The sequence below is a fragment of the Bordetella genomosp. 5 genome (assembly GCF_002261475.1).
GTDB lineage: Bacteria > Pseudomonadota > Gammaproteobacteria > Burkholderiales > Burkholderiaceae_B > Bordetella.
In genome coordinates, this window is record NZ_NEVN01000004.1 from 530952 (window position 1) to 550806 (window position 19855).

General features: G+C 69.0%; 20 protein-coding genes. 10 read left to right on the forward strand and 10 right to left on the reverse strand.

The annotated features are described in order from the left end of the window. Nucleotides 1-7: 7 nt before the first annotated feature. Entirely contained in the window at nucleotides 8-1297 is a 1290-nt protein-coding gene (locus CEK29_RS08870; RefSeq protein WP_094857872.1) for a M20/M25/M40 family metallo-hydrolase, read from the forward strand. A gap of 81 nt (nucleotides 1298-1378) precedes the next feature. Here the strand turns inward: CEK29_RS08870 and CEK29_RS08875 are convergent, their stop codons facing one another. Beyond that, nucleotides 1379-2659 (reverse strand): allantoate amidohydrolase, encoded by a 1281-nt coding sequence (locus CEK29_RS08875; RefSeq protein ID WP_255176107.1) that lies wholly within the window; start codon nucleotides 2657-2659, stop codon nucleotides 1379-1381. Nucleotides 2660-2802: 143 nt separating this feature from the next. On the opposite strand from CEK29_RS08875, the gene CEK29_RS08880 reads away from it, so the two are divergent. The 3 genes from CEK29_RS08880 to CEK29_RS08890 all read left to right on the forward strand — a co-directional run bounded on the left by CEK29_RS08880 (nucleotide 2803) and on the right by CEK29_RS08890 (nucleotide 4935). Further along, nucleotides 2803-3483 carry a DJ-1/PfpI family protein gene (locus tag CEK29_RS08880; RefSeq protein WP_094799233.1) on the forward strand — a complete coding sequence of 227 codons (681 nt, stop codon included), beginning with the start codon at nucleotides 2803-2805 and terminating at the stop codon, nucleotides 3481-3483. Between the two features lie 16 nt (nucleotides 3484-3499). Next, entirely contained in the window at nucleotides 3500-3814 is a 315-nt protein-coding gene (locus CEK29_RS08885; protein ID WP_094857874.1) for a hypothetical protein, read from the forward strand. A 191-nt stretch (nucleotides 3815-4005) separates the two neighbouring features. Continuing rightward, nucleotides 4006-4935 carry a ZIP family metal transporter gene (locus tag CEK29_RS08890; protein ID WP_094799235.1) on the forward strand — a complete coding sequence of 310 codons (930 nt, stop codon included), beginning with the start codon at nucleotides 4006-4008 and terminating at the stop codon, nucleotides 4933-4935. A gap of 7 nt (nucleotides 4936-4942) precedes the next feature. Here CEK29_RS08890 and CEK29_RS08895 read toward each other — a convergent pair whose 3' ends face one another. Both CEK29_RS08895 and CEK29_RS08900 read right to left on the reverse strand, forming a co-directional pair. Next, nucleotides 4943-5644 (reverse strand): hypothetical protein, encoded by a 702-nt coding sequence (locus CEK29_RS08895; RefSeq protein WP_094857875.1) that lies wholly within the window; start codon nucleotides 5642-5644, stop codon nucleotides 4943-4945. 111 nt (nucleotides 5645-5755) lie between these two features. After that, nucleotides 5756-6994: an MFS transporter gene (locus CEK29_RS08900; RefSeq protein WP_094858005.1), complete on the reverse strand. Its 1239-nt coding sequence runs from the start codon at nucleotides 6992-6994 to the stop codon at nucleotides 5756-5758. Between the two features lie 213 nt (nucleotides 6995-7207). On the opposite strand from CEK29_RS08900, the gene CEK29_RS08905 reads away from it, so the two are divergent. The 3 genes from CEK29_RS08905 to CEK29_RS08915 all read left to right on the forward strand — a co-directional run bounded on the left by CEK29_RS08905 (nucleotide 7208) and on the right by CEK29_RS08915 (nucleotide 9566). Beyond that, entirely contained in the window at nucleotides 7208-7675 is a 468-nt protein-coding gene (locus CEK29_RS08905) for a GNAT family N-acetyltransferase (RefSeq protein WP_255176108.1), read from the forward strand. A gap of 262 nt (nucleotides 7676-7937) precedes the next feature. Beyond that, the gene (locus CEK29_RS08910) at nucleotides 7938-8909 is read left to right on the forward strand and encodes a tripartite tricarboxylate transporter substrate-binding protein (protein WP_094799239.1); all 972 of its coding nucleotides are present in this window, start codon (nucleotides 7938-7940) and stop codon (nucleotides 8907-8909) included. Nucleotides 8910-9110: 201 nt separating this feature from the next. After that, entirely contained in the window at nucleotides 9111-9566 is a 456-nt protein-coding gene (locus CEK29_RS08915) for an SRPBCC family protein (RefSeq protein ID WP_249278979.1), read from the forward strand. Nucleotides 9567-9580: 14 nt separating this feature from the next. Here CEK29_RS08915 and CEK29_RS08920 read toward each other — a convergent pair whose 3' ends face one another. Next, complete coding sequence (locus tag CEK29_RS08920) at nucleotides 9581-9952, reverse strand: DUF1428 domain-containing protein (protein WP_094799240.1); 372 nt, start codon at nucleotides 9950-9952, stop codon at nucleotides 9581-9583. 133 nt (nucleotides 9953-10085) lie between these two features. On the opposite strand from CEK29_RS08920, the gene CEK29_RS08925 reads away from it, so the two are divergent. Together CEK29_RS08925 and CEK29_RS08930 are read left to right on the forward strand one after the other, a co-directional pair. Continuing rightward, nucleotides 10086-11048: a GlxA family transcriptional regulator gene (locus tag CEK29_RS08925; RefSeq protein ID WP_094799241.1), complete on the forward strand. Its 963-nt coding sequence runs from the start codon at nucleotides 10086-10088 to the stop codon at nucleotides 11046-11048. Between the two features lie 133 nt (nucleotides 11049-11181). Further along, nucleotides 11182-11565 carry a hypothetical protein gene (locus tag CEK29_RS08930; RefSeq protein ID WP_141218328.1) on the forward strand — a complete coding sequence of 128 codons (384 nt, stop codon included), beginning with the start codon at nucleotides 11182-11184 and terminating at the stop codon, nucleotides 11563-11565. On the opposite strand, the gene CEK29_RS08935 is transcribed toward CEK29_RS08930, so the two are convergent. The 6 genes from CEK29_RS08935 to CEK29_RS08960 form a co-directional block, all read right to left on the reverse strand. Further along, entirely contained in the window at nucleotides 11566-12603 is a 1038-nt protein-coding gene (locus CEK29_RS08935) for a Csu type fimbrial protein (RefSeq protein WP_141218329.1), read from the reverse strand. After that, entirely contained in the window at nucleotides 12600-14825 is a 2226-nt protein-coding gene (locus tag CEK29_RS08940) for a fimbria/pilus outer membrane usher protein (RefSeq protein WP_094799470.1), read from the reverse strand. Before CEK29_RS08940 ends, CEK29_RS08935 begins: the two co-directional genes overlap by 4 nt. 122 nt (nucleotides 14826-14947) lie before the next feature. Continuing rightward, nucleotides 14948-15694, reverse strand: coding sequence for a fimbrial biogenesis chaperone (locus tag CEK29_RS08945; RefSeq protein ID WP_255176109.1), 747 nt, complete (start codon nucleotides 15692-15694; stop codon nucleotides 14948-14950). Nucleotides 15695-15707: 13 nt separating this feature from the next. Then, nucleotides 15708-16229 (reverse strand): Csu type fimbrial protein, encoded by a 522-nt coding sequence (locus CEK29_RS08950; protein WP_094799244.1) that lies wholly within the window; start codon nucleotides 16227-16229, stop codon nucleotides 15708-15710. Nucleotides 16230-16801: 572 nt separating this feature from the next. Next, nucleotides 16802-17791: a tripartite tricarboxylate transporter substrate binding protein BugE gene (locus CEK29_RS08955; RefSeq protein ID WP_255176110.1), complete on the reverse strand. Its 990-nt coding sequence runs from the start codon at nucleotides 17789-17791 to the stop codon at nucleotides 16802-16804. A 26-nt stretch (nucleotides 17792-17817) separates the two neighbouring features. After that, entirely contained in the window at nucleotides 17818-18792 is a 975-nt protein-coding gene (locus CEK29_RS08960) for an alpha/beta fold hydrolase (protein ID WP_094799245.1), read from the reverse strand. Between the two features lie 151 nt (nucleotides 18793-18943). Here CEK29_RS08960 and CEK29_RS08965 point away from each other — a divergent pair, with 151 nt between their 5' ends. Continuing rightward, nucleotides 18944-19855: a LysR family transcriptional regulator gene (locus CEK29_RS08965; protein WP_094799246.1), complete on the forward strand. Its 912-nt coding sequence runs from the start codon at nucleotides 18944-18946 to the stop codon at nucleotides 19853-19855.

Consider the following 19855-nt stretch of genomic DNA (forward strand, 5'->3'; position numbering starts at 1 on the left):
AGCCGCCATGTCCGCGCCAGCCTCTCCTTCCACGGCCTCATCGCCGGCCACGCGCATCCGTGCGTTCATCGACCAGGAACACGCCGCGCAGGTGGATTTTCTGCGTGAGCTCGTGCGCGTGCCGTCCGACAACCCGGGGGGCGACTGCGCGCCCCACGCGGCCCGCGCGCAGGCCTTGCTGCAGGCCCTGGGATTCGAGGTTGAGGCGCATGCCGTGCCCGAGAATCTGGTGCGCGACAACGGCATGATCTCGGCCACCAACCTCATCGTCCGCGTCGTGCTCGGCGAGGGCGGTCCCACCATTGCACTGAACGCCCACGGCGATGTGGTGCCGCCCGGCACGGGCTGGAGCCACGATCCCTATGGCGGCGACATCGTGCAGGATGCGGTGCACGGCCCGACCATGATCGGCCGCGGCGTGGCGGTGTCGAAGTCGGACTTCGCCACCTACACCTGGGCGCTGCTCGCGCTGCTGGCCGCGCGCGAGGCGGGCGCGAGCTACCGGGGCACCGTCGAGCTGCACTTCACGTACGACGAGGAGGCGGGCGGGGCGATCGGTCCGGGCTGGCTGCTCGCCCAGGGCCTGACCCGTCCGGATTACGCCATTTCCGCGGGCTTCTCGTACGGCATCACCTCCGCGCACAACGGCTGCCTGCATGCCGAGATCACGGTGCGCGGCCGGCAGGCCCACGCCGCCATGCCGCACACCGGGGCCGACGCCCTCGAGGCCGCGACCGCGGTGCTCAATGCGCTGTATGCGCACCGGCGCGTGCTGGCGCAGAAGCATTCGGCCGTGCCGGGCATCGACACGCCCGGACTTACGGTGGGGCTGATCGAAGGGGGGATCAACACCAACGTGGTGCCCGACGAAGTCCGCATGCGGGTCGACCGCCGCATGATTCCCGAAGAGCAGGGTGTGGATGCCGAAGGCGAGCTGCGCGCGCTGGCGCAGGACACCGTCGCCGGACGCGAGGGCATCCAGGTGCAGGTGCGCCGCATCATGCAGGCCGAGCCGCTGGCCGAGCTGCCCGGCGCCAAGGGCCTGATCGAGGCGTTGGGCGCCCATGCGCGCGCCGAGTTCGACAGCGAGATCCCGGTGCACGGCGTGCCGCTGTACACCGACGCCCGGCATTACACCGAGTATGGCGTGCCGACCGTGCTGTACGGCGCCGGGCCGCGCACGCTGATCGAAGCGCGGGGCCACAATACCGACGAGAACCTGCGTCTCGAAGACCTGCGACGCGCGACCCGCGTGGTGGCGCTGGCGCTGCACGATCTGTTGCGCGCGCAACGATAGGGGTCTGGCCAGGCGGTGCATCTGGCGGTGCATCTGGCGCCGCGCGAGCGCGTGCAGCGCGCTCGCGCGGGCGGTCCGGCCTCAGTCCTGCGCGAGCCTGTGCAGAAAGCCGGTTACCGCGCGGGCGGCCAGCGCGGCGTCCTCGGCGGTCATCGTTTCGAGGGGGTTGTGGCTGATGCCGCCGTTGCCGCAACGCACGAAGAGCATGCTGGTGGGCACGGCACGACCCATGAGCATCGCGTCGTGACCGGCGCCCGACGGCAGCTCGAACACCGGGGCATGCAGCGATTCGAGCACGGCGCGCCAGTGGGCGCGATGCGCGGGCGTGCAGGGTGTGGCCGCGGCGCGCATGAGCTCTTCGCTGTGCCATTCGATGGCGCGGCGCGCGCAGATCGCCGCGATCTCGCGCTCGATGTCCGCCAGCGCCTGATCGCGCACCGCATCATCGCCGGCGCGCACGTCCAGCGTGAGCACGCAGGCGCCCGGGATCACATTGATCGAGCCGCCCGGGACATCGAGCACGCCCACGGTGCCGACCAGTCCGTCCTCGCTGCGGCAGCGGTTTTCGACCATCAACACGATCTCGGCCGCCGCGCACGCGGCATCCCGCCGCATGCCCATGGGGGTGGTGCCCGCATGGCCGGCCTGGCCGGTAAGCACCAGCCGGCGCCGCACGCAGCCGGCGATGGCGCTCACGATGCCCAGCGGCAGCTCACGTTGCAACAGCACCGGCCCCTGTTCGATATGCACTTCGAAGAAGTGTGCGAGGCGGGTCCGGTCGGCGGCCGCCTGGGCGATGGCGTCGGGGTCCAGCCCGGCCGTGCGCAGCGCATCGCGCATGGGGATGCCCTTGGCGTCCGCCTGATCCAGCAGCGCCATGTCGAACTGACCCAGGTAGGCCGACGAACCGAGGAAGGTGCTGCCGTAGCGCACGCCTTCTTCCTCGGCAAACCCGATCACTTCCAGGTCATACGGCAGACGCTCCCCGGCGGCGTGCAGCGCCGCCACGACGGCGACAGGCAGCAGGATTCCGAGCCGGCCGTCGTAGCGGCCGCCGTTGCGCACGGTGTCGTAGTGGCTGCCGGTTGCGACGAGGCGCGGCTCGGCGACCCGCGCGTCGGCGCGGTAGCGGCCGATGACGTTGCCCACGGCGTCGACGCGGACCGTGTCGAAGCCCGCCTCGCGCATCCACCGCGCCAGCTGGTCAGCCGTGGCGCGATGCGCTTCGGTCAGGTAAGTGCACGTGAGCTGGCCGGGCACGTCGGTATGCTGCGCGAGCGTGTCGGCCCATTCCATAACGCTGGCGCCCGCGGGATGTTGCGCGGGGAGGGAACCGGAATCGCGAAGATCGTCAGGGGGCATGGCGGCGAGGGTGGAAGAGTGGACCTGCTTCCATTTAATCTCAATACACAAAAATTGTGTACAAAACGCACTCATCGATTTCCCGGGTGCAAGCCGCTACCATCGGGGAGTGCGCCGGGTGGGCGCGAGATGAGGAACGCCGCATGAACGTCGTGATGTTGCTGTATCCACGCCTGACCCAACTCGACCTGACCGGCCCGTTCGAGGTCTTCACGCGCGTCAAGGAAATGCAGCTGACGCTGGTGTCGAGCCAGGCCGGCCTCGTGACGGACGGCGGCGGCCTGCGCCTGTTTGCCGAGCACGGCTACGACGACTGTCCTCCCGCCGATCTGCTGTTCGTGCCGGGCGGGCCGGGCCAGCTCGAGTTGATGCAGGACGCCGCCACCCTCGACTTCCTGCGCCGCCAGGCCGCGGGCGCGCAGTACGTCACGTCGGTCTGTACCGGCTCGCTCGTGCTGGCGGCTGCCGGTTTGCTGCGCGGCTACCGTGCCACCTCGCACTGGCTGTCGTTGCCGCAGTTGGCGCTGCTCGGCGCCGAGCCCGTGGCCGAGCGCGTGGTCTGGGACCGCAACCGCATCACGGGCGCCGGTGTCACGTCGGGCATCGATTTCGCGCTCACGCTGGTGGCGGGTCTGTATGGCCAGGAGCGGGCCGAGCGAATTCAGCTGTCGATGGAGTACGACCCTCAGCCGCCGTTTGCGAGCGGATCGCCGCGCACGGCCGGCGCGCCGGTGATCGATGCCGTCATGGCGGCCAGCGCGGCGTTCCAGGCGCGGCGCGAAGACGTGGCGCGCGCGGTCGGCGAGGCGCAGACGGGATCGTGACGCCGCGCGCCGCACCATGACCACGCCCGCCACCTTCCAGATGAACAAGGCGCTGCTGCTGCTCGACCGGGGCGCCGTGCCCTGTGCGCAGGCGGCGCTGCGCCGTGCCATCGATATGGCGCGTGCCGACGGACCCGCCGCGGTGCTGGTGCAGGCCCAGGTGGTGCTCGGCGAATGCCTGATCGACGCCGGTGAGCGCGAGGAGGCGCGCCGCTTGCTGGAGAGCGCGCTCGCCGTCGAGCTGGGCGACCGCGCTGAGCTGCTTGCCTATGAGCTGGAGCGGGCCCGCGGCCTGCTCGCCGGCCTGACCGGCGCCGTCCCGCGGCCCTGAGCGCGCGCGCGAAGGAAGGCGAGGTGCGGCGGGCCAGGTGCGGCCGGCTAGGTGCGGCCGGCTAGGTGCGGCCGGCTAGGCGCGGCCGGCTAGGCGCAGCCGGCGACTCTATCTCAACCATAGGTGGAATCTTCTTGGGCGCGCTGCGCGCCTCTGGCAAGATGATTGCGTTCCCTGTTCAAAGCCGGTCCATGAATACGAGTTCCCTCGCCGCCGCCGATCTTTTTTCCGCCTGGAAGCAACAGGCCCGCCAGCATCCCTGGATTGCAGCGAGCCTCGTGGCGGCCGTCGCCGCGGTGGTGCTGCTGCTTCTGTCCAGCGGCTACGATGCGCTCACCGGCGACAAGCGCGCCCACGTGGGCTATGCCGTGCTGGGCGGGCTGGCCGGATTCGCCGCCACCGCGTTCGGCGCCGTGCTGGCCGGGGTGCTCGGCGATGTGCGGCAGCGCACGCAGGATGTGATGTTGGGGCTGGCCGCCGGCATGATGCTGGCGGCGAGCGCGTTCTCGCTGATCTTGCCGGGACTGGCCGCGGCCGCCGAGCAGGTTGGCGAAGGCCCGCTCGCGGCCGGTGTCGTGGTGCTCGGGCTGGGGCTCGGCGTGCTGCTGATGCTCGGCCTGGATTACTTCACGCCGCACGTGCACGAGCAGACCGGTCAGAGAGGCCCCGAAAGTGCCCGGGTGGGCGGCGTGTGGTTGTTCGTGCTGACCATCGTGCTGCACAACCTGCCCGAGGGCATGGCCATCGGCGTGAGCTTGTCGAACGGCGATCTGAGCGTGGGCCTGCCGCTCACCACGGCGATCGCGATCCAGGATATTCCCGAAGGGCTGGCCGTGGCGCTGGCGCTGCGCGCCGTGGGCATGAGCCGCATGGGCGCGGTGATGGTCGCCGTGGCGTCAGGGCTGATGGAGCCCATCGGTGCGCTCGTGGGCGTGGGCATGTCCACGGGCTTTCCGCTCGCCTATCCGGTGAGCATGGGTCTGGCGGCAGGTGCGATGATCTTCGTGGTGTCGCACGAAGTGATCCCCGAGACGCACCGCAACGGTCACCAGACCGCCGCCACCGTGGGGCTGATGGCGGGGTTTGCCGTGATGATGTTTCTGGACACGGCGCTGAGCTGAACGCCGCTCAGCCCGGGCCGCGCTGGCAGCTCTGCAGATAGCGCTGGTAGGTGTCGACCATGACCTGGGTGGTCCAGGCCGAGCGGATCGACGGGTCGTAGCCGCTCTGGTTGACCGCATAGCGCTGGCAGTCGGCGCGTGCCGTGGTTTGCACCGGCGGCGCCTCCGGCACCGGAATCGCGGCGGGCGATCCCGCGGCGGGCGATCCCGCGGCGGGCGACCCCGCGCCGGGCGACCCCTGGCCGTACTGCGGCATCGGATAGCCCTGCGGTGTCTCGTAGGTGGGCGCGGCGGTCAGGTTGTTGCCCGAATAAACGGGCGGGTTGCCATACACCGGCGCGCTTTCGTAGGGGGCCACGTAGGTCCCGCCATAGCCGGCGTCGCCGTATCCCGGGTCATAGACGCCGCCCGGCGTGGTGTACGTCACGCCACCGCCGCCGATCTGCGCGCCCGACGAGGCATAGGCCTGGTCATTGGCATTGGCCACCAGCAGGGCGCCGACGGCGGCCAGCGCGATCGCGCCGCCGATCCACCAGCCATCCGACGAGGATCCGCCACCACGGTGGTGGTTGTACCCGCTGCCATAATAGCCGTGGCGGCCATGCCCGTAATAGCCGTGACTGCCCCAGCCGGGGCCGGCGAAGGCGGGGGCGGTGATCGCCGCCAGCAGCACGGCCGCGCCCGCTCGCCGCAAAAAGTGCGACTTCATGATTGCTCTCCGGAACCGAAAAGCCCGGTTCCCACCATTACTGTACTGCGCCGGCGCGGCCGGCACAGCGCTCGGCGGTGTGTCCAGAGGTTAAGCCGGTTTCGGTCGATTTCAAGCCGCATCCCGCGCGCGGCCCAGGCGGGCGGCCCACAGCACCAGAGGCACGGCGCAGAGCGCGAACACGGCCATCATGCCGAAGCCGCCCCAGCTCACCTGCGGATACACCAGACGGGCCGCGTTCACGCTGAAAAACATCAGCACCCCGCCCGAGAGCATGGCGTACAGCGCGATCGCCGAGGTCTGGCAGCCGGCCGGCACCCGGCGGGCGATGTAGGTCATCACGGCGGAGTTGTTGCCCGCGAGCGTGAACGCCTGCAGCAGTTGCAAGGCCAGGAGCGGCGCCAGCGAGGTGCAGAAGGCCAGCCCGAGCCAGCGGACGGCACTCATCACGGCCGAGAGCCAGATGAGCCGTTCGGCGCCGACCCGCGGCACGATGCGGGCGGCGAAGTAGAAGAACACCACCTCGGCGGTCACGCCCACGGTCCAGAGCAAGCCGATGTCGGAGGTCGAGAGGCCGCGGTCCGTCCAGAACAGCGAGGCGTACGAGTACAGGAATCCGTTGCTGGCCTGGATCAGCGAGGCGGCCAGGATCGTCAGCACCGCGGCGTTGTCGCGCAGCACTTGCAACAGGGGCCAGCGCGTGGCCGGCAACGCGGCGCGCGGCCCGGCGTCGGTGGGCGTGGGCGCCGGGCTTGCCGCCGTGGCCGCCGGGGTCGACGGCGTCGCCGGGGCGGAGCGGGGCGGGACGACGCCCATGCCGGGCAGCGCACGCACGCAGATTGCGCAGGTGAGCGTGAGCAGCGCACTCATGATGACAATGGCCAGCGGGTCCGTCGCGCGGATGACGTACCCGCCCGCGAGCGTGGTCGCGGCGAACCCGATCGATCCCCACACGCGTACCGTGGTGTAGACCGGGCGGCCGCCCACCACGTGGGACAGCGCGATCCGGTCCAGCACGGGCTGCACCGCCGGAAACAGCATGTTGATGCCCAGCGTGGCCCAGAAGACCCAGGCCGGTGCGTCCAGCCACGGATAGCAGGCGAACAGCAGGGCGGTGGTGGCCAGCGGGGCCGCGATCAGGATTTTGAGCCGGCCCGTGACATCGGCCACATGCGCAAGCAGCGGCGCGGACAGAATCTTCGGCAGGAAGGCCGTCGCCACGATCAGGCCGATCAGGTCGGTGTCCAGCCCCCGGCTCGCAAACCAGAGCGGCAGGAACGGAATGCTGATGCCCTGCAGACCATAGAACAGAAAATAAAACGCGCGCAGCCAACGCAGGTTGTTGCCCACCAGAATGCTCCGCCATCGACGCGCCGCCGGTTGAAAAAAGGGAATGCGGGCGCGGCGGGGCGAGAGCATACTCCAGCACATCGGTCGCCGCATCCGCCGCATCCGGAGCGCGGGCTGCCGCGTCACGCGCCACCGCGTCCTGCTTGATAAGATAGCGCCCCCTTCGTCCGCCGTTTCTCGAATTCTTCGTCGATCATGACCCTCGTCAATCCTGTGAGCACTCATCCGCGCATCCGGCTCCAGGTGCCGTCCGAGACCGACGTGCCATATCTGCTCGCGCTACGCCGCAGCACGATGGACGCGCACCTCGACGCGCAGGGCATCCCGGCCGACGAAGCCGCGCACATGGCCCGCATCCTGTATCACTGGGAAGACGCGCGCCTGCTGCGCATCGATGGCGAGCCGGCCGGTCTGCTGAAGGCCTATCGCGGCCTGATCGACGACGAAGACCGCTGGCACGTGGTGCAGATCCAGCTGGCGCCGGGGTTTCAGGGCAAGGGCTGGGGCGAGCAGGTGCTGCGCCTAGTGCTGGACCCGGCCGACGCGCAGGGCCTTGCGGTCACACTGGACGTGCTCAAGGTCAATCCGGCGCGCCGCCTCTACGAGCGCTGCGGATTCGTGATCGACCACGAAAGCGAGCATGAGTACCACATGCGCCGCCCTGGCCGCGCATCGGTGTAAACCCCGCTACCTGGCATAAGCAAACTGCCATTAAATCGTGGCCGCGCCATTTCTTCTTGGCGTAGAGTCGCACGCCGGCTCGCGGCGAGGTCTGCCCTCGTCGTTTCATTCCTGATGCCGGGTTCCCGGTATCCACGCGCAGCCAGCGCCGATCGTTCCACGCCGCCGGAATGATCAGCGGCCGGCCGCGCGAGCGGTTGGTCGTCTCCTCCATTCCAATCTCCGCGCCGCCTACCCGGCGGCCGTTCCACGAACGAGAACCATGAAATCCTGCCTGTCGTACGCTGTATCCGCCGCTTCGGCCTCCCTTGTCGCGCTCGCCCTGGGCGGGACCGCGCACGCCGCCGACCGTGTCGTGCGCGTCGTCGTGCCGTTCGGCACCGGCGCCGTCCAGGACACCATCGCCCGCGCCATCAGCGAAGAGCTGGGCCGCAACCTCGGCGCCACGGTGGTGGTCGAGAACCGCGCCGGCGCGGGTGGCACGGTCGGCACCGCCGCCGTCGCCAAGGCCGCGCCGGACGGCAACACGCTCGTGCTGGCCGCGGCCAGCCACAACATCGCCGGCTACATGTACAAGAGCCTGAGCTATCGCCCGTACGAAGACTTCACGGGCGTCGGCTACCTGGGCAACTTCGGCTACATCATCATGGCCTCGACCGGGCTGGGCGCCCAAAACACCGCCGAGTTCATCCAGGCCGTGAAGGCCAAGCCGGGCGGTTACGACTATGCGTCGGCCGGCAACGGCAGCGCCTCGCACCTGGGCATGGCCTCGTTCCTCGCGGCCGCCGGCCTGGAGATGCAGCACATTCCGATGAAGTCGACCGGCGACGCCGTGAACGAGCTGCTCGCCGGCCGCGTGCAGGGCGTGACCTCGGCCACGATCGGTGCGATGCCGTACCGCAACGATCCGCGCATCAAGCTGATCGCCTACACCGGCGCCCAGCGTTCGCGTTTCGTGCCCGACCTGCCCACCGTGGCGGAGAGTGGCGTTCCCGGCTACACCTTCAACTCGTGGATCGGCCTGCTGGCGCCGGCCGCGTTGCCGGCCGACAAGCGCGCCGAGCTGAACGCCGCCGTCAACAAGACCCTGGCCGATCCCAAGGTGCAGGAACGTCTCGCCACGCTGGGCGTGGAGTCGGCCGCCAAGTCGGCCGACGAGTTCCAGCAGATCCTGGCGGCCGACTGGAAAGCCTCGGAGAAGCTGGTGAAGGATTCGGGCGCGAAGGTCGAGTAAGGCCGAACCGGGCACATCGCCCGCACGACGCCACGGGCCGCGAGCGATCGCGGCCCGTTTTGTTTCGGTCGCGCCGCGGCGCCGCGGTGGCGCGGGACGGCGCTGCCGGCGGTGGCATGCGGCACGGGGCTTGCGCGCTAGGCAGCGGGGGGAGCGCCATGTCACCATGGGGCTTCGACCACGACACGAAGGAGACCTCGCATGCCATCCGACGATCGCCGTGACGCGCCCGCCACGTCACCCTCCGCCACCCCCGACGTGCACGTGCTCTGTGTCACGATCGCTCGGGCGGCCGACGCCGTGTATGAGTTTCTGGCCGAGCCGCGTAACTTTCCGCGCTGGGCGAGCGGCCTCTCGGACGGCCTGGCTCCCGATGGCGAATGGTGGAGCGCGGACGGCCCGGCGGGCCCGATCCGCGTGCGGTTCTCGCCGCGCAACGACTATGGCGTGGCCGACCACGAAGTCAGGCTCGATAGCGGCGAAACCGTGCGCGTGCCGCTGCGCGTGGTGCCGCATGGCGAGGGCAGTCTGGTGATGTTCACGCTGTTTCGCCAGCCCGCGCACACCGACGCGAGCTTCGAGGCGGATCGCCAGTGGGTGGAGCGCGATCTTCAGCGGCTGCGCGCGTTGCTGCAGCCCACGGGCCCGGCGAACTGATCGACGCCGTGCGCCTAGCGGTGCACCAGCGTGTTGAAGCCGCCGCAGGCCATGCGGGCGCAGTCGAAGATGTCCTTGGCCGCGTCGCAGTCGAGCCGCGGGTCGGCCATCACGGCCGCATTGATCCGGTCGCGCTCGGCTTTGCTTTCGTAGACGATCCAGGCAAACACGACGACCTCGCCTTCGCGTGCATTGCTGGCGGTGCGAAAGCTCGCGAGCCCGGGGATCTCCAGGTCATCGCCCACGCATTCCCGGTAGTCGAGCGCGCCATGCTCCTTCCAGATCTCTCCGGCCTTGCTGGCGATGGCGCGATAGGCCTCGACTTTGTCGGCCGGCACCGACAGCAGAAAGCCGTCCACATATTGTTGCTGGGTCGTCTGGGTCATGGTCGTCTCCGTGAGCGCGCCGCACACGGGCGCGTTATGGAAATACTGTAGCGGCGCGGGGCCCCGGCGGCGATGGGCGATCGCGACAATCTTGCAGGTGGATTGCGACACACTTAGGCGCTATGCTCGGTCAATGAAACATATCGCCATGCTGTTGCCTGCGCGCGCCAATGTCGCCACGCTGGAAATCGCCCGTCAGGGCTTTCTGGCTGCCAACGAATATCTGGCCGCGCAGGGGCGTCCACCCGGCTTCGCGGTCAGGCTCGTGGCGGATACGCCCACGGTCGCGATGGACGGCGGTCGCTACACGGTCCGCGCCGATGCGCTGCTGCGCGACGCGCCCCAGGCCGATGTCTGCATGGTGCCGCCGCTGCAGGGCGACGTGCCCGAGGCCGTGCAGGCCAATGGCGCCTTGATCGGCTGGCTGGCGGAGCGCTATCGGGCGGGCGGCGAAGTCGCCAGCCTGTGCGTGGGGGCTGCGTTACCCGCGGCGGGCGGGCTGCTCGACGGGCAGCGTGCCGTGGTGCATTGGGTCGCTCGCAACCAATACGAGTCGATGTTCCCGCGCGTGTCGTGGGTGAGCGACCGCATCCTGTGGTCCGAACGCGGGCTCTATACCAGCGGCGGCGCCTTTTCGGCGGCGCATCTTGTGCTGCATCTGGTCGAGAAGTACACCGACCGCGACACCGCGATCTGGTGCGCCAAATACTTCCAGCTCGACTGGAGCCGCAGCAGCCAACTGCCGTTTGCCGTCTTTGCCGGGCAAAAGGCGCATGCCGATGGCGCGGTGCGCGCCGTGCAGGACGACATCGAGAGCCGCTACGCCGAGCGACTGACGGTCGAGGCGCTGGCCGACCGGCATGCCTTGGGGCGGCGCACGCTGGAGCGCCGGTTTCGCCAGGCCACCGGCGCCAGCGTCGTGGAGTATCTGCAGCGCGTGCGGGTCGAAGTGGCCAAGAAGCAGCTCGAGACCACCCGCAAGAGCGTGGCCGAGGTGATGTACGAGGTGGGCTACAGCGACACCAAGGCGTTCCGGGACACGTTCAACAAATACAGCGGCATGTCGCCGGTCGACTACCGGGAACGCTACGTCTGAGCCGTGGCGCTGCCGCCACGCCGGCTTGTCCGAGGTCAAGCAAGCTGTAAATGTTGCAAAGCCCGCCGCGGGGCCGCGCTACATTCTGTGCCGGCCCCGCTGTCCGGCGCGGCCGGTTTCCACCCGAGTCATCATGTTCGTGCGTTTTCGTGCGGGGCGCCGCCCCGTGACAGGCCGGCCGGCATTCGCCCGGATGGCGGCCCTGGCCCGCATCACGCGGGCATCCCCCTCATCTGTGGTGCTGATCGCGGCGAGTCTGGGCATTGCCACCGCCGACGCGTCGGCCTTCGAGCCCTACGTGACTCAGGCGCCGCTGCAGGTCGAGCTGCGCGTGCTCACGCTATGCAGTATCGAGAGCGGATCGCCCGCCTACGACGAGGCGATTCCCGTGGTGCTGTGCCGCCATCCCATGCCTGTGCGGGTCGAGGCGGTGCGCAACCGCGACGCGCGTTTTCTTGCCGCGCCGTTGCCGCCCGCCGATGACGGCGCGCCGCCTGCCTGGCAGGTCACCTTCTGATCAGAATTCGATGGTGGCGGTGACGGTGTCGGAATAGCTGCCCGGCACCGGGGCGGGCTGCGCGGGCACCCGGCCGTACACGGTCACGGTCTGGATGTTGCCCGTGCCGGTCGCCGTGAAGAAGTTCGTGCCGCCCGTGCCGTCGCCCCACAGCGTGGTGCGCGTGCTGTTGGTGTAGAGCGCATAGGGGATGCGCTGCGTGCCGCCCGTGCGTTGCATGTAGCGCTGCGCCACCGTGCCATAGCGGCCGCCGTCGAGCCGGATGCGATAGGCATCGTTGTTGGTGCACCGGACCGCCAGCGTGGCGCTGGCGTCGATCGGGCTGTTGAGCAGCGAGCGCGTGCCCGCGCCGTCGAACACCATGTTCTGGCTGGTCGAGATAGTGCAGTTGTTGGTGACCGGCGCCGACACGGTGAACGGGACTGTGCGCACCAGCGGCACCGAGCTGCAGTTGGCCAGCGTCACGGTATAGAAGAGATAGTTCAGCGTGGCGTTGCCGCTGAAGGCCTCGGTATAGGTCGTGGTGGCGTTGTTGACCGTGGGCACCGTGAACTGATTGGGCAGCACCTGGCCATAGATCGTGACGCTTTGCGCGGGCGGCTGACCGCCCAGCAGCGGGCGGATGAACGTGAGCTGGATCGGCTGGCCCGACGTGACCGTGCCCCACACCGGCGACATGTTCGAGTTTTGCGAGAGCCGGTACTGCAGCCGCACGGCACTGCCGGCGTTGCTCATGAGTCGCGGGTCCTGCTGGCCGTTCGCGCCCGCGCCCAGATTGACGCAGACGAGCGCGCCGATGGCGAGCGCCGAGGTGAAATCGCAGGACACCGTGAGCGTGCCCTGGCCCGCCACCGCCGCGCCCAGAATCGGATTGACCGCCGGAAACGTGATCGGGGTCATGCTTGCGGTGCAGGTGTCCGCCTGCGCCCGCGGGCTGAACAGGCACGCCACCAGGGCCAGCAACGCGAGCAGCAGGGCGCGCTGCAGCGATGCCGCGGCGCGCGCGCTTCCGGCAGTCATCGGCAGGGCATGGCTCATGGCGCCGCCCTCCGGCACGTGACCGGGCCCAGGCGCGGCAGGCTGCCGTCGCCCGGGGGCACGAACGCCACCTCCGCGCTGCAGGCAAACGACTCGCCCTGCACATCGAGATGATTCTGCGCGACGAGCTGCGTCAGGAAGGTCACGCTGTCGTAGCCGACGACGCCGACTTCGCCACTCTCCCGATGCAGCACGCGCGCGCCCACCGGCAGCGGCTGGCCCTGTTCGTCGGCCAGCACCACGCTCGCCGCCGCCTGCTGGCGCATGCCGAAGCGCGCGACCACCCCGGCCCGCGCCTGGGGCACGAGGGTCTGGCTGAAGCTGTCCACCGCGGCGTTGGCCGGCAGTTCGAGTGGATCGATGTCGATGCGGTTCTGCTGATAGCTGTTCAGATCGGGCACGACCATGAAACCGCCGCGATCGGTGCGTCCGATCTCGTTGTTGTGGTTGAGCACCGGCACGCCCGCGCGGCCATCGGTGCTCACCAGCGCAAACGAATCGATCACGCGACGCGCGGGCTGCACGGTGCCGCCCATCAGAATGAGCGCGCCGTTGGCATCGAGCGTGCCTTCCGTGTGGCCGTCGGTGTGCTGAGCGCCCGCCGTGATTTCACCGTAGCGCCCGAGGTAGCGGGTCCAGGCCTGTCCGAATCGCGTGCCGGTGGCCTGGCCGGCCTGCGCACCCCAGCCGAAGCCGCCCTCGTAGTCCGGAGCCCGCAGCGCGCTGGCGTTCACGTAGGCATCGTCGCCCTGGCGGCCCACCATGGTGCTGGCCGAGATCTGGCCCATCGCCAGGGCCACGCCGAGAAACGCGCCATGCGTGTCGTCGCGATTGAAGTCCTTGTAGGCGCTCAGGCTGAACGTCAGGTTGCCGCCCACGTTGATCGAATACGAAAGAGATCCGATGCGCGCCGGGTCGGTCTTGGGATAGCGCACGCCGATATAGCTGGCGGCCAGCGTCTGGCCCTGGCCGACCGGCACCGTGATGGTGGCCTGGTCGGTGGCGCGCGTGACCGGTATGCCTTCGGCCGTGGCCAGGTCGCTGTAGCCGCTCACGGCGCGCAGGGTCGACACGTCGATCGCGAACCGGCTGTCCACGTATTGGTAGCCGAGCCCGATCTGCGCGCCGGTGTCGTGCCCGCCGCTGCCGGCGAGCGAGGCGCTCAGCACGCCGCGGGTGCCGAGTTGCACGAGCGCGCCGACCCCGGCGTTGTAGACGCCGGAGGTCGCTTCTCCATGCGCCTGCACGGTCAGCGTATTGCTCAGACCGTACTGCCATGTGCCGCTGGCGGCCGGCGTGGCGGCGTACTCGAACGAGCGCCAGCCATACTGTCTGCGCAGAAAACCGGCCTCGGCGGAGTAGCTCGACAGGCCGGCGGCCAGCAGCCGGGTGTCGACATAGATCGGCACCGAGAGCGACACCGGCCGGCCGAGGGCGTCGCGGGTCACCACATTGGCCTGGCCGTACCCCGTGATGCCGGCCACGTTATCCACCATGAAGGGCCCGCTGGGCACGTTGCCGGAGTAGCGCCGGATGCTGTTGATGTAGACGTCGACGGCCGAGGGCACCACGCTCGAGCCGCCGAGCTCCGGCATCGGAAACGTGACGAGGTCGGGGCGGGTGGCGAAGTTGCGGCGCCACTGCACGCCGCCCAGGCGCATCGAGCGCGACCAGTTCAGCGATCCGGTCACGGTGTCGCCCACCTCGAGCGTGCGCATGCCGTCCTGGTCGGTGCTGGCCCAGGTGGTGTCGTAGCGCACGTAGCGCCGCAGGTCCTGATACCAATAGCCGATGCCGGTGTTGCTGAGCACGCCATGCCGGTCGAAGTACCGCAGTTCGCTCCACGCGGCCAGCGGCGCTTCGCGCGCGGTCCGGGCATAGACGTCGTAGTTCAGCAGCAGGCCGCGCCCCGCCTGCGCCGGACCGGTCGCGGGCAAACCGCGCGCGTCGATCCGATAGGGCGTGCGCATGCCTTCGCGGGTGTCGAGGGCCACGGTCTGCTGGCCCGCGTCGTAGTCGTAGTTCAGGCCCTGGATGTCGTCCAGGCCCACCTCCTGGTCGGGCCGGATGCCCAGGGCGCCGATGTCGAGGCCGATGTGCGAGAGATCGGAGCCACGCGCGTAGAGGCGGCCCTGGGTCAGGCGGAAGCGGGCGATGAGCGCGGTGGGCTGGCGGTCCAGCCGCACGCTCAGATAGACCTCCTGATCGGTCTGTTGTGTCATCAGCCAGCCGCCTGGCGGCGCCGACTGGCCGGTTGCGAGGCCGCCCGCGGTCGTCCCGGCGGCAGCCAGAACGCAGCGCAGGGCAAATTGCCAGGGAAGGCACACGCGCGCATGGCGGATGCTCACCGTTGCGGCGCGGCACCCACCGGCGCGCGCGTAGCCACCGTGTTCACCACGGCCTGGATCTGCACCGCGCCGCCGGCGGCGCTGGCGGGAAAGCCATCGGGCAGCGGCCAGCGCCGGGTGCTGTCGGCCAGCGCATAACCCAGCAGGCCGGGCTCGTAGGCGTAGCGCCGCCCGGCGGACTCCAGCACGACCTGGCTCACCTGGGCGCGGTGCGGCCCCGCGTTGTGCAACTGCAGACGCAGCGCATCGCCCTCGCGCACCAGCGACCAGGTCAGCGCCTGGGCCACCGGCTGCGCGGTCTGCGCGCCGGCGAAGATCGGCACGGAGTACCGCAGGCGCACGTCCACGCCGGTGCGCGGCGCCTGCCCGGGCGGGGCGATTTCGTCGATCAGCATCCGGAACGATTGTTCGCCGGCCGGCAGATCCCCGGCCTGCAGCAGACGCACGATCTGGCTGCTACGGGGCGGAATCTGCAACAGCGGCGGGCTCGCGACGATGGCCTGCGTCGGTTCGAGCGCATCCTGCCCATCGCGTTGCGACCACGCGAAGACGCGGACCTGTCCGTAGATCGGCTCCATGCCGGTGTTCTCGAGCCGGATGGTGGTGGCGCGTTCGCCCGGCGCGAGATTGATGATGACGGGCGAAATCTGCAGGCTGGCGGCCAGCGCGGCCGGGCCGGCGCACAGCGCACCGGCGAGCAGGCAGGCGCGCGCCGCCTGGCGCAATATCCCAAGCTTGGGCACTGCCGCTCTCCTGTCAGAAGTAGACGGTGGCCGTCACGGTGGACTGATACGTATCGGGCGCGGGCGCCGTCTGCGTGGCGACCTGGCCGTACACGTTGAGCGTCTGCGCGGTGCCGTTGCCCACGCCTCCCACCGTGTTGGTGCCCTGGGTGTTGCCCCAGATCGTGGTGCGGGCGGCATCCTGGTAGAGCTGGTAGGCCACCGTGGTGGTGGTGTTGCCGGTCGAGGTGCCGGCCAGCAGGCGGTTCGCCACGGTGGAGCTGGCGACGTTGCCGGCGTCCAGGCCCACGTTGTAGGGCGTGGAGTTGGTGCAGCGTACGCTCAGCGTGGTTTGTCCCTGCAACGGCGAGGCCAGGGTGCCGGCGGTGCCGAAGGCGAGCGGCGCGGCGGAGATCGAGCAGTTCGCGAGCACCTGCAACGAGACCGTGAACGTGGCCGTGGCGGTGCCGTTGGTATAGACCTGCGCGTGAGCGGCAGGAGCAGCGCAGGCCAGGACGAGTCCGGCCAGAGACAGACGGGCAGTGGGATGCAGCATGACGAACTCCTCCTTTGCGGGGCGCCCCTGTGTTGAAGGGAGGATCGTGCCGTTACCGCTCAGAGGCGTCGCATGCCCTGAACTTATGTGTGCGGGCCATGACTGTTCAAACTCCAGATTCAACGGAATGCATCTGTTCTTTTCAGCGCTCGCGCGCGGGAACATCGGGCGGAAGGGTCCGCGCAGCAGCGGCGTTCATGTGTGCAGTTCCGTGTTCCGGCAAGGCAGTGCCCGGGCAGCCGGATGTTTTTAGTTACATATCTAGGGCATATTTAGACAACATTCGAAATACTGGGACCAAAAAAATGCCCGGAGGTCACCCCCCGGGCACGGACTTCGACTACTCGCACTTCTGAAACCGGCGCGGTCGTGGTCAGGGCCGCGGCCGGTTTCATTACTACTGCGATGGGTTTCGCTGCGTGGCGACCGGACCGCAGCCTTCTGCGTCGCCGCTCTCGGCGCCGCGTCAGGGAGGCTCCCCCCTGCGGCCGGCCAACTGATGCCACACCCATCACACACAACATCCGTGCCCGTCCGCCGGAACCGGCGAGAACCGGCGGCCGAGGCCCGGATCAGTTGTCCAGCGAAATATTGGCCTGTTGGGCCACCTGCTTCCACTTGGTGGTGTCTTTGCTGATCACGGCGCGGAACTCTTCCGGCGTGTTTGCGACGACCGTACCGCCCAGCGAGGCCAGCTTCTTTTGCAGCTCGGGATCCTTCAGGGCACGCACCGACGCGTCGTGCAGGGTCTTCTGGATGTCCGCCGGCAGGCCCTTGGGCGCCAGGAAGCCGTTCCAGGCCACCGCTTCGTAGTTAGCCAGACCCGCTTCCTTGAAAGTGGGAACGTTCGGCAATTCGGACGAACGCTGTTCGGCGGCAATGGCGATCGGGCGCAGCTGGCCGCTCGTCACGTAGGGCAGCGAGGCCGGCACGGGCTCCCAGATCATGCTGACCTGGCCGCTGATCACGTCGGTGAACGCCGGACCCGCGCCGCGGTAGGCGATGTGCAGCAGCTTGGCGCCGGTGGTCGACTTCAGCAGTTCCATGGCCAGGTTGCCCAGGCCGCCCGCGCCCGACGAAGCGTACGAGTACTTGTCCGGGTTGGCCTTGGTGAGCTCGATCAGGCCCTGGAGGTCTTGCGCGGGGAACTCCTTGGTCACGCTCAGCAGACCCGGCACGGTCACGAGCTGCGTGATCGGCGTGAAGTCGGCCACGGCGTCATAGCTCAGATTCTTGTACACGGCGGGGTTGGTGCCGTGCGTGCTGGAGGAGGCGAGGAGCACCGTGTAGCCGTCAGGGGCCGAGTCGGCCACGAAGCGCGTACCGATCGAACCGCCCGCGCCGGCCTTGTTCTCGACGACGACGCTGGTCTTGAGCTCCTTGGCCAACTGCGCGGCGAACACACGGCCGATGATGTCGGCGGTGCCGCCGGGGGGAAACGGCACGACCATGCGGATCGGCTTGTCGGCCGGATAGCTGGTCTGGCCGTGCGCCGCCGGGGCGAGCGCCGCCAGGGCCACTGCCGTGACCGTGGCGAGCTGGAGCTTGTTCAACAACATCATTCCTCTCCTGTCTTGCGTTCTTTAAGTTATGTGCCAGCGTGATGCAGCAGCCAGGCATTCACCTTGGCCACCACCTCGTCGCTGTTGAGGTCGAGCATGCAGAAATGGGAGTTACCCGTAATGCCCATGGCCGGGAGATCGTAGACCTCCGCCGTACAGCCATGACGTTGCAGCGCCGACCAGTAGCGGTCGGTGCGGTCGCGATAATCGGCCCAGACGCCAGGGGCACCGGTTCCGTTATCACCGAAATGGTCGCCCCAGATCAACAGATGCGGCGCGCAGGTGGCCGAGGGCTGGTCGGGCACCCCGGTCGGCTCGACGGCCACCACGGCACGCACGAGTCGCGGGCACAGCCGCGCCAGTCGCGTGGCGTAACCACCGCCCTGGCTGTGCGCCAGCAGAATGCACGGGCCGGTCTGCTCGAGCAGCTCGCGATAGGCCCGCAGCGTCATGGCGTCGTGGTCGAGCCAGCGCGCGACGAACTGCTTGGCGAACTGATCGAACGCCTGCACGGGAAACTGCTGACCGGGATAGGCCTGGCGCAGCGCCGGATGCGGCGCATAGCCCTGGGCGGCGCCGATGCGAAACAGGCTCCAGGCTTCTTCTTTGGTACGGAACTGCGGCTCGGTGGGATACACCTGCGGATACATCGCCCACGAGGCGCGGCCGCGTTCGGGCGCATCGCACACGCTCACGTCGAAGCCGGCCTGCAGCAGCCGCCAGAGCCAGCCATCGCGGCCGTCCGGCGTGGATTCCCACTGCGCGCCGGTCATGCCGCCGCCGTGCCAGAGCAGCACGGGGTAGGGGCAGACGGGCGATTCGAGGCGATATTCCTGCACATAGAGCTGGCCCACGGCATAAGTGCCGTTCATGTCCACGGCGCGCGGCTCCGCGTTCTCGACCACCTGGCGGCGCTGCACGGGAACGCCCCGGACAACGGCATCCTGGCCGCCGATATGGCGGCTGCGGATCGATTTGAGACGGACGGAAGCGAGCGACATGGGCAGGGCAACGTTCTCAGGATGTATCAAATGGTAGTTGTGAGACGCACCAGGTTTGTGCAAAATGCGCAGACCCTGTGCCGATATGGCACAAGCCGGACGCACGCAGGGCAGCGCGTCCGGCCCACCGTTGCTCTCTTGCGGGCCGACCATGCACCTCAAATTGCTGGAAGACTTCATCGCGCTGTCCAAGTCGTCGAGCCTGTTCCGCGCGGCCGAAAGCCGGAATGTCACGCACCCGGCGTTCGGCAGGCGCATCCGGGCGCTCGAAGAGTGGGCGGGGGTGCCGCTGGTCGAACGTGGCACGCAGCACACCCAGCTCAACGCGTCGGGCAAGGTCGTGCTGGCGGCGGCGCTCGAGGTGATGGACATCCTGAACGACACGCGCGCGTCGCTGCAGAAGCCCGAGCAGGCCCGCGCCCGCCGGGTGCTGATCGCCTCGGGCCGTACGCTGTCGCACCTGGTGCTGCCGGGGCTGATGCTGCGTCTGCAACAGAGCCTGCCGCCGTTCCAGACCAAGGTCATCACCACCACGCTGAATTACGGCATCGACATGCTGGTCGACGGCGAGGTGGATTTTCTGTTGTGCCACGCGCACGACCCGATCTACGAAAAAATCGATAACCCGTCGTTCAAGTACCGCCGCGTCGGCGCCGACAAGCTCGTCGCGGTGAGCGCGCCGCTGGCGCCGGGACATCCGCGTTTTCAGGTGCCGCGCATCCGCACGGATCCTGCCGTGCCGTTCCTGGATTATTCCGACAGCATGTCGCTGGGCAAGATCATGCGCAGCCGCCTCAAGGGCATCTGCACGCCGGCGCTGCTCAACACCGTCTACGAGTCGGATCTGGCCGACGCGATCCTGGCCGTGGCGCGTCAGGGGCTGGGCCTGGCATGGCTGCCGTACACGCTGGTCGAGCAGGACCTGAAGGCGGGCACTCTGGTGCGGGCCGACCATGAGGTCAACGATATCGACATGGAAATCCGCCTCTACGTGGCGGCCGATAACCCGCGCGCGCTGGCGCGTCAGATCTGGTCCGAGACGGAGCGCAGCCTGGCGGTGTGA

Bases quoted from the DNA above. Each gene is read 5' to 3' on its own strand.
- CEK29_RS08960 (WP_094799245.1), bottom strand. From the start codon at position 18,792: ATGTCGCTCGCTTCCGTCCGTCTCAAATCGATCCGCAGCCGCCATATC.
- CEK29_RS08910 (WP_094799239.1), top strand. From the start codon at position 7,938: ATGAAATCCTGCCTGTCGTACGCTGTATCCGCCGCTTCGGCCTCCCTT.
- CEK29_RS08955 (WP_255176110.1), bottom strand. From the start codon at position 17,791: ATGATGTTGTTGAACAAGCTCCAGCTCGCCACGGTCACGGCAGTGGCC.
- CEK29_RS08925 (WP_094799241.1), top strand. From the start codon at position 10,086: ATGAAACATATCGCCATGCTGTTGCCTGCGCGCGCCAATGTCGCCACG.
- CEK29_RS08880 (WP_094799233.1), top strand. From the start codon at position 2,803: ATGAACGTCGTGATGTTGCTGTATCCACGCCTGACCCAACTCGACCTG.
- CEK29_RS08890 (WP_094799235.1), top strand. From the start codon at position 4,006: ATGAATACGAGTTCCCTCGCCGCCGCCGATCTTTTTTCCGCCTGGAAG.
- CEK29_RS08915 (WP_249278979.1), top strand. From the start codon at position 9,111: ATGCCATCCGACGATCGCCGTGACGCGCCCGCCACGTCACCCTCCGCC.
- CEK29_RS08875 (WP_255176107.1), bottom strand. From the start codon at position 2,659: ATGCCCCCTGACGATCTTCGCGATTCCGGTTCCCTCCCCGCGCAACAT.
- CEK29_RS08930 (WP_141218328.1), top strand. From the start codon at position 11,182: ATGTTCGTGCGTTTTCGTGCGGGGCGCCGCCCCGTGACAGGCCGGCCG.
- CEK29_RS08950 (WP_094799244.1), bottom strand. From the start codon at position 16,229: ATGCTGCATCCCACTGCCCGTCTGTCTCTGGCCGGACTCGTCCTGGCC.
- CEK29_RS08940 (WP_094799470.1), bottom strand. From the start codon at position 14,825: ATGACACAACAGACCGATCAGGAGGTCTATCTGAGCGTGCGGCTGGAC.
- CEK29_RS08935 (WP_141218329.1), bottom strand. From the start codon at position 12,603: ATGAGCCATGCCCTGCCGATGACTGCCGGAAGCGCGCGCGCCGCGGCA.
- CEK29_RS08965 (WP_094799246.1), top strand. From the start codon at position 18,944: ATGCACCTCAAATTGCTGGAAGACTTCATCGCGCTGTCCAAGTCGTCG.
- CEK29_RS08920 (WP_094799240.1), bottom strand. From the start codon at position 9,952: ATGACCCAGACGACCCAGCAACAATATGTGGACGGCTTTCTGCTGTCG.
- CEK29_RS08885 (WP_094857874.1), top strand. From the start codon at position 3,500: ATGACCACGCCCGCCACCTTCCAGATGAACAAGGCGCTGCTGCTGCTC.
- CEK29_RS08895 (WP_094857875.1), bottom strand. From the start codon at position 5,644: ATGAAGTCGCACTTTTTGCGGCGAGCGGGCGCGGCCGTGCTGCTGGCG.
- CEK29_RS08870 (WP_094857872.1), top strand. From the start codon at position 8: ATGTCCGCGCCAGCCTCTCCTTCCACGGCCTCATCGCCGGCCACGCGC.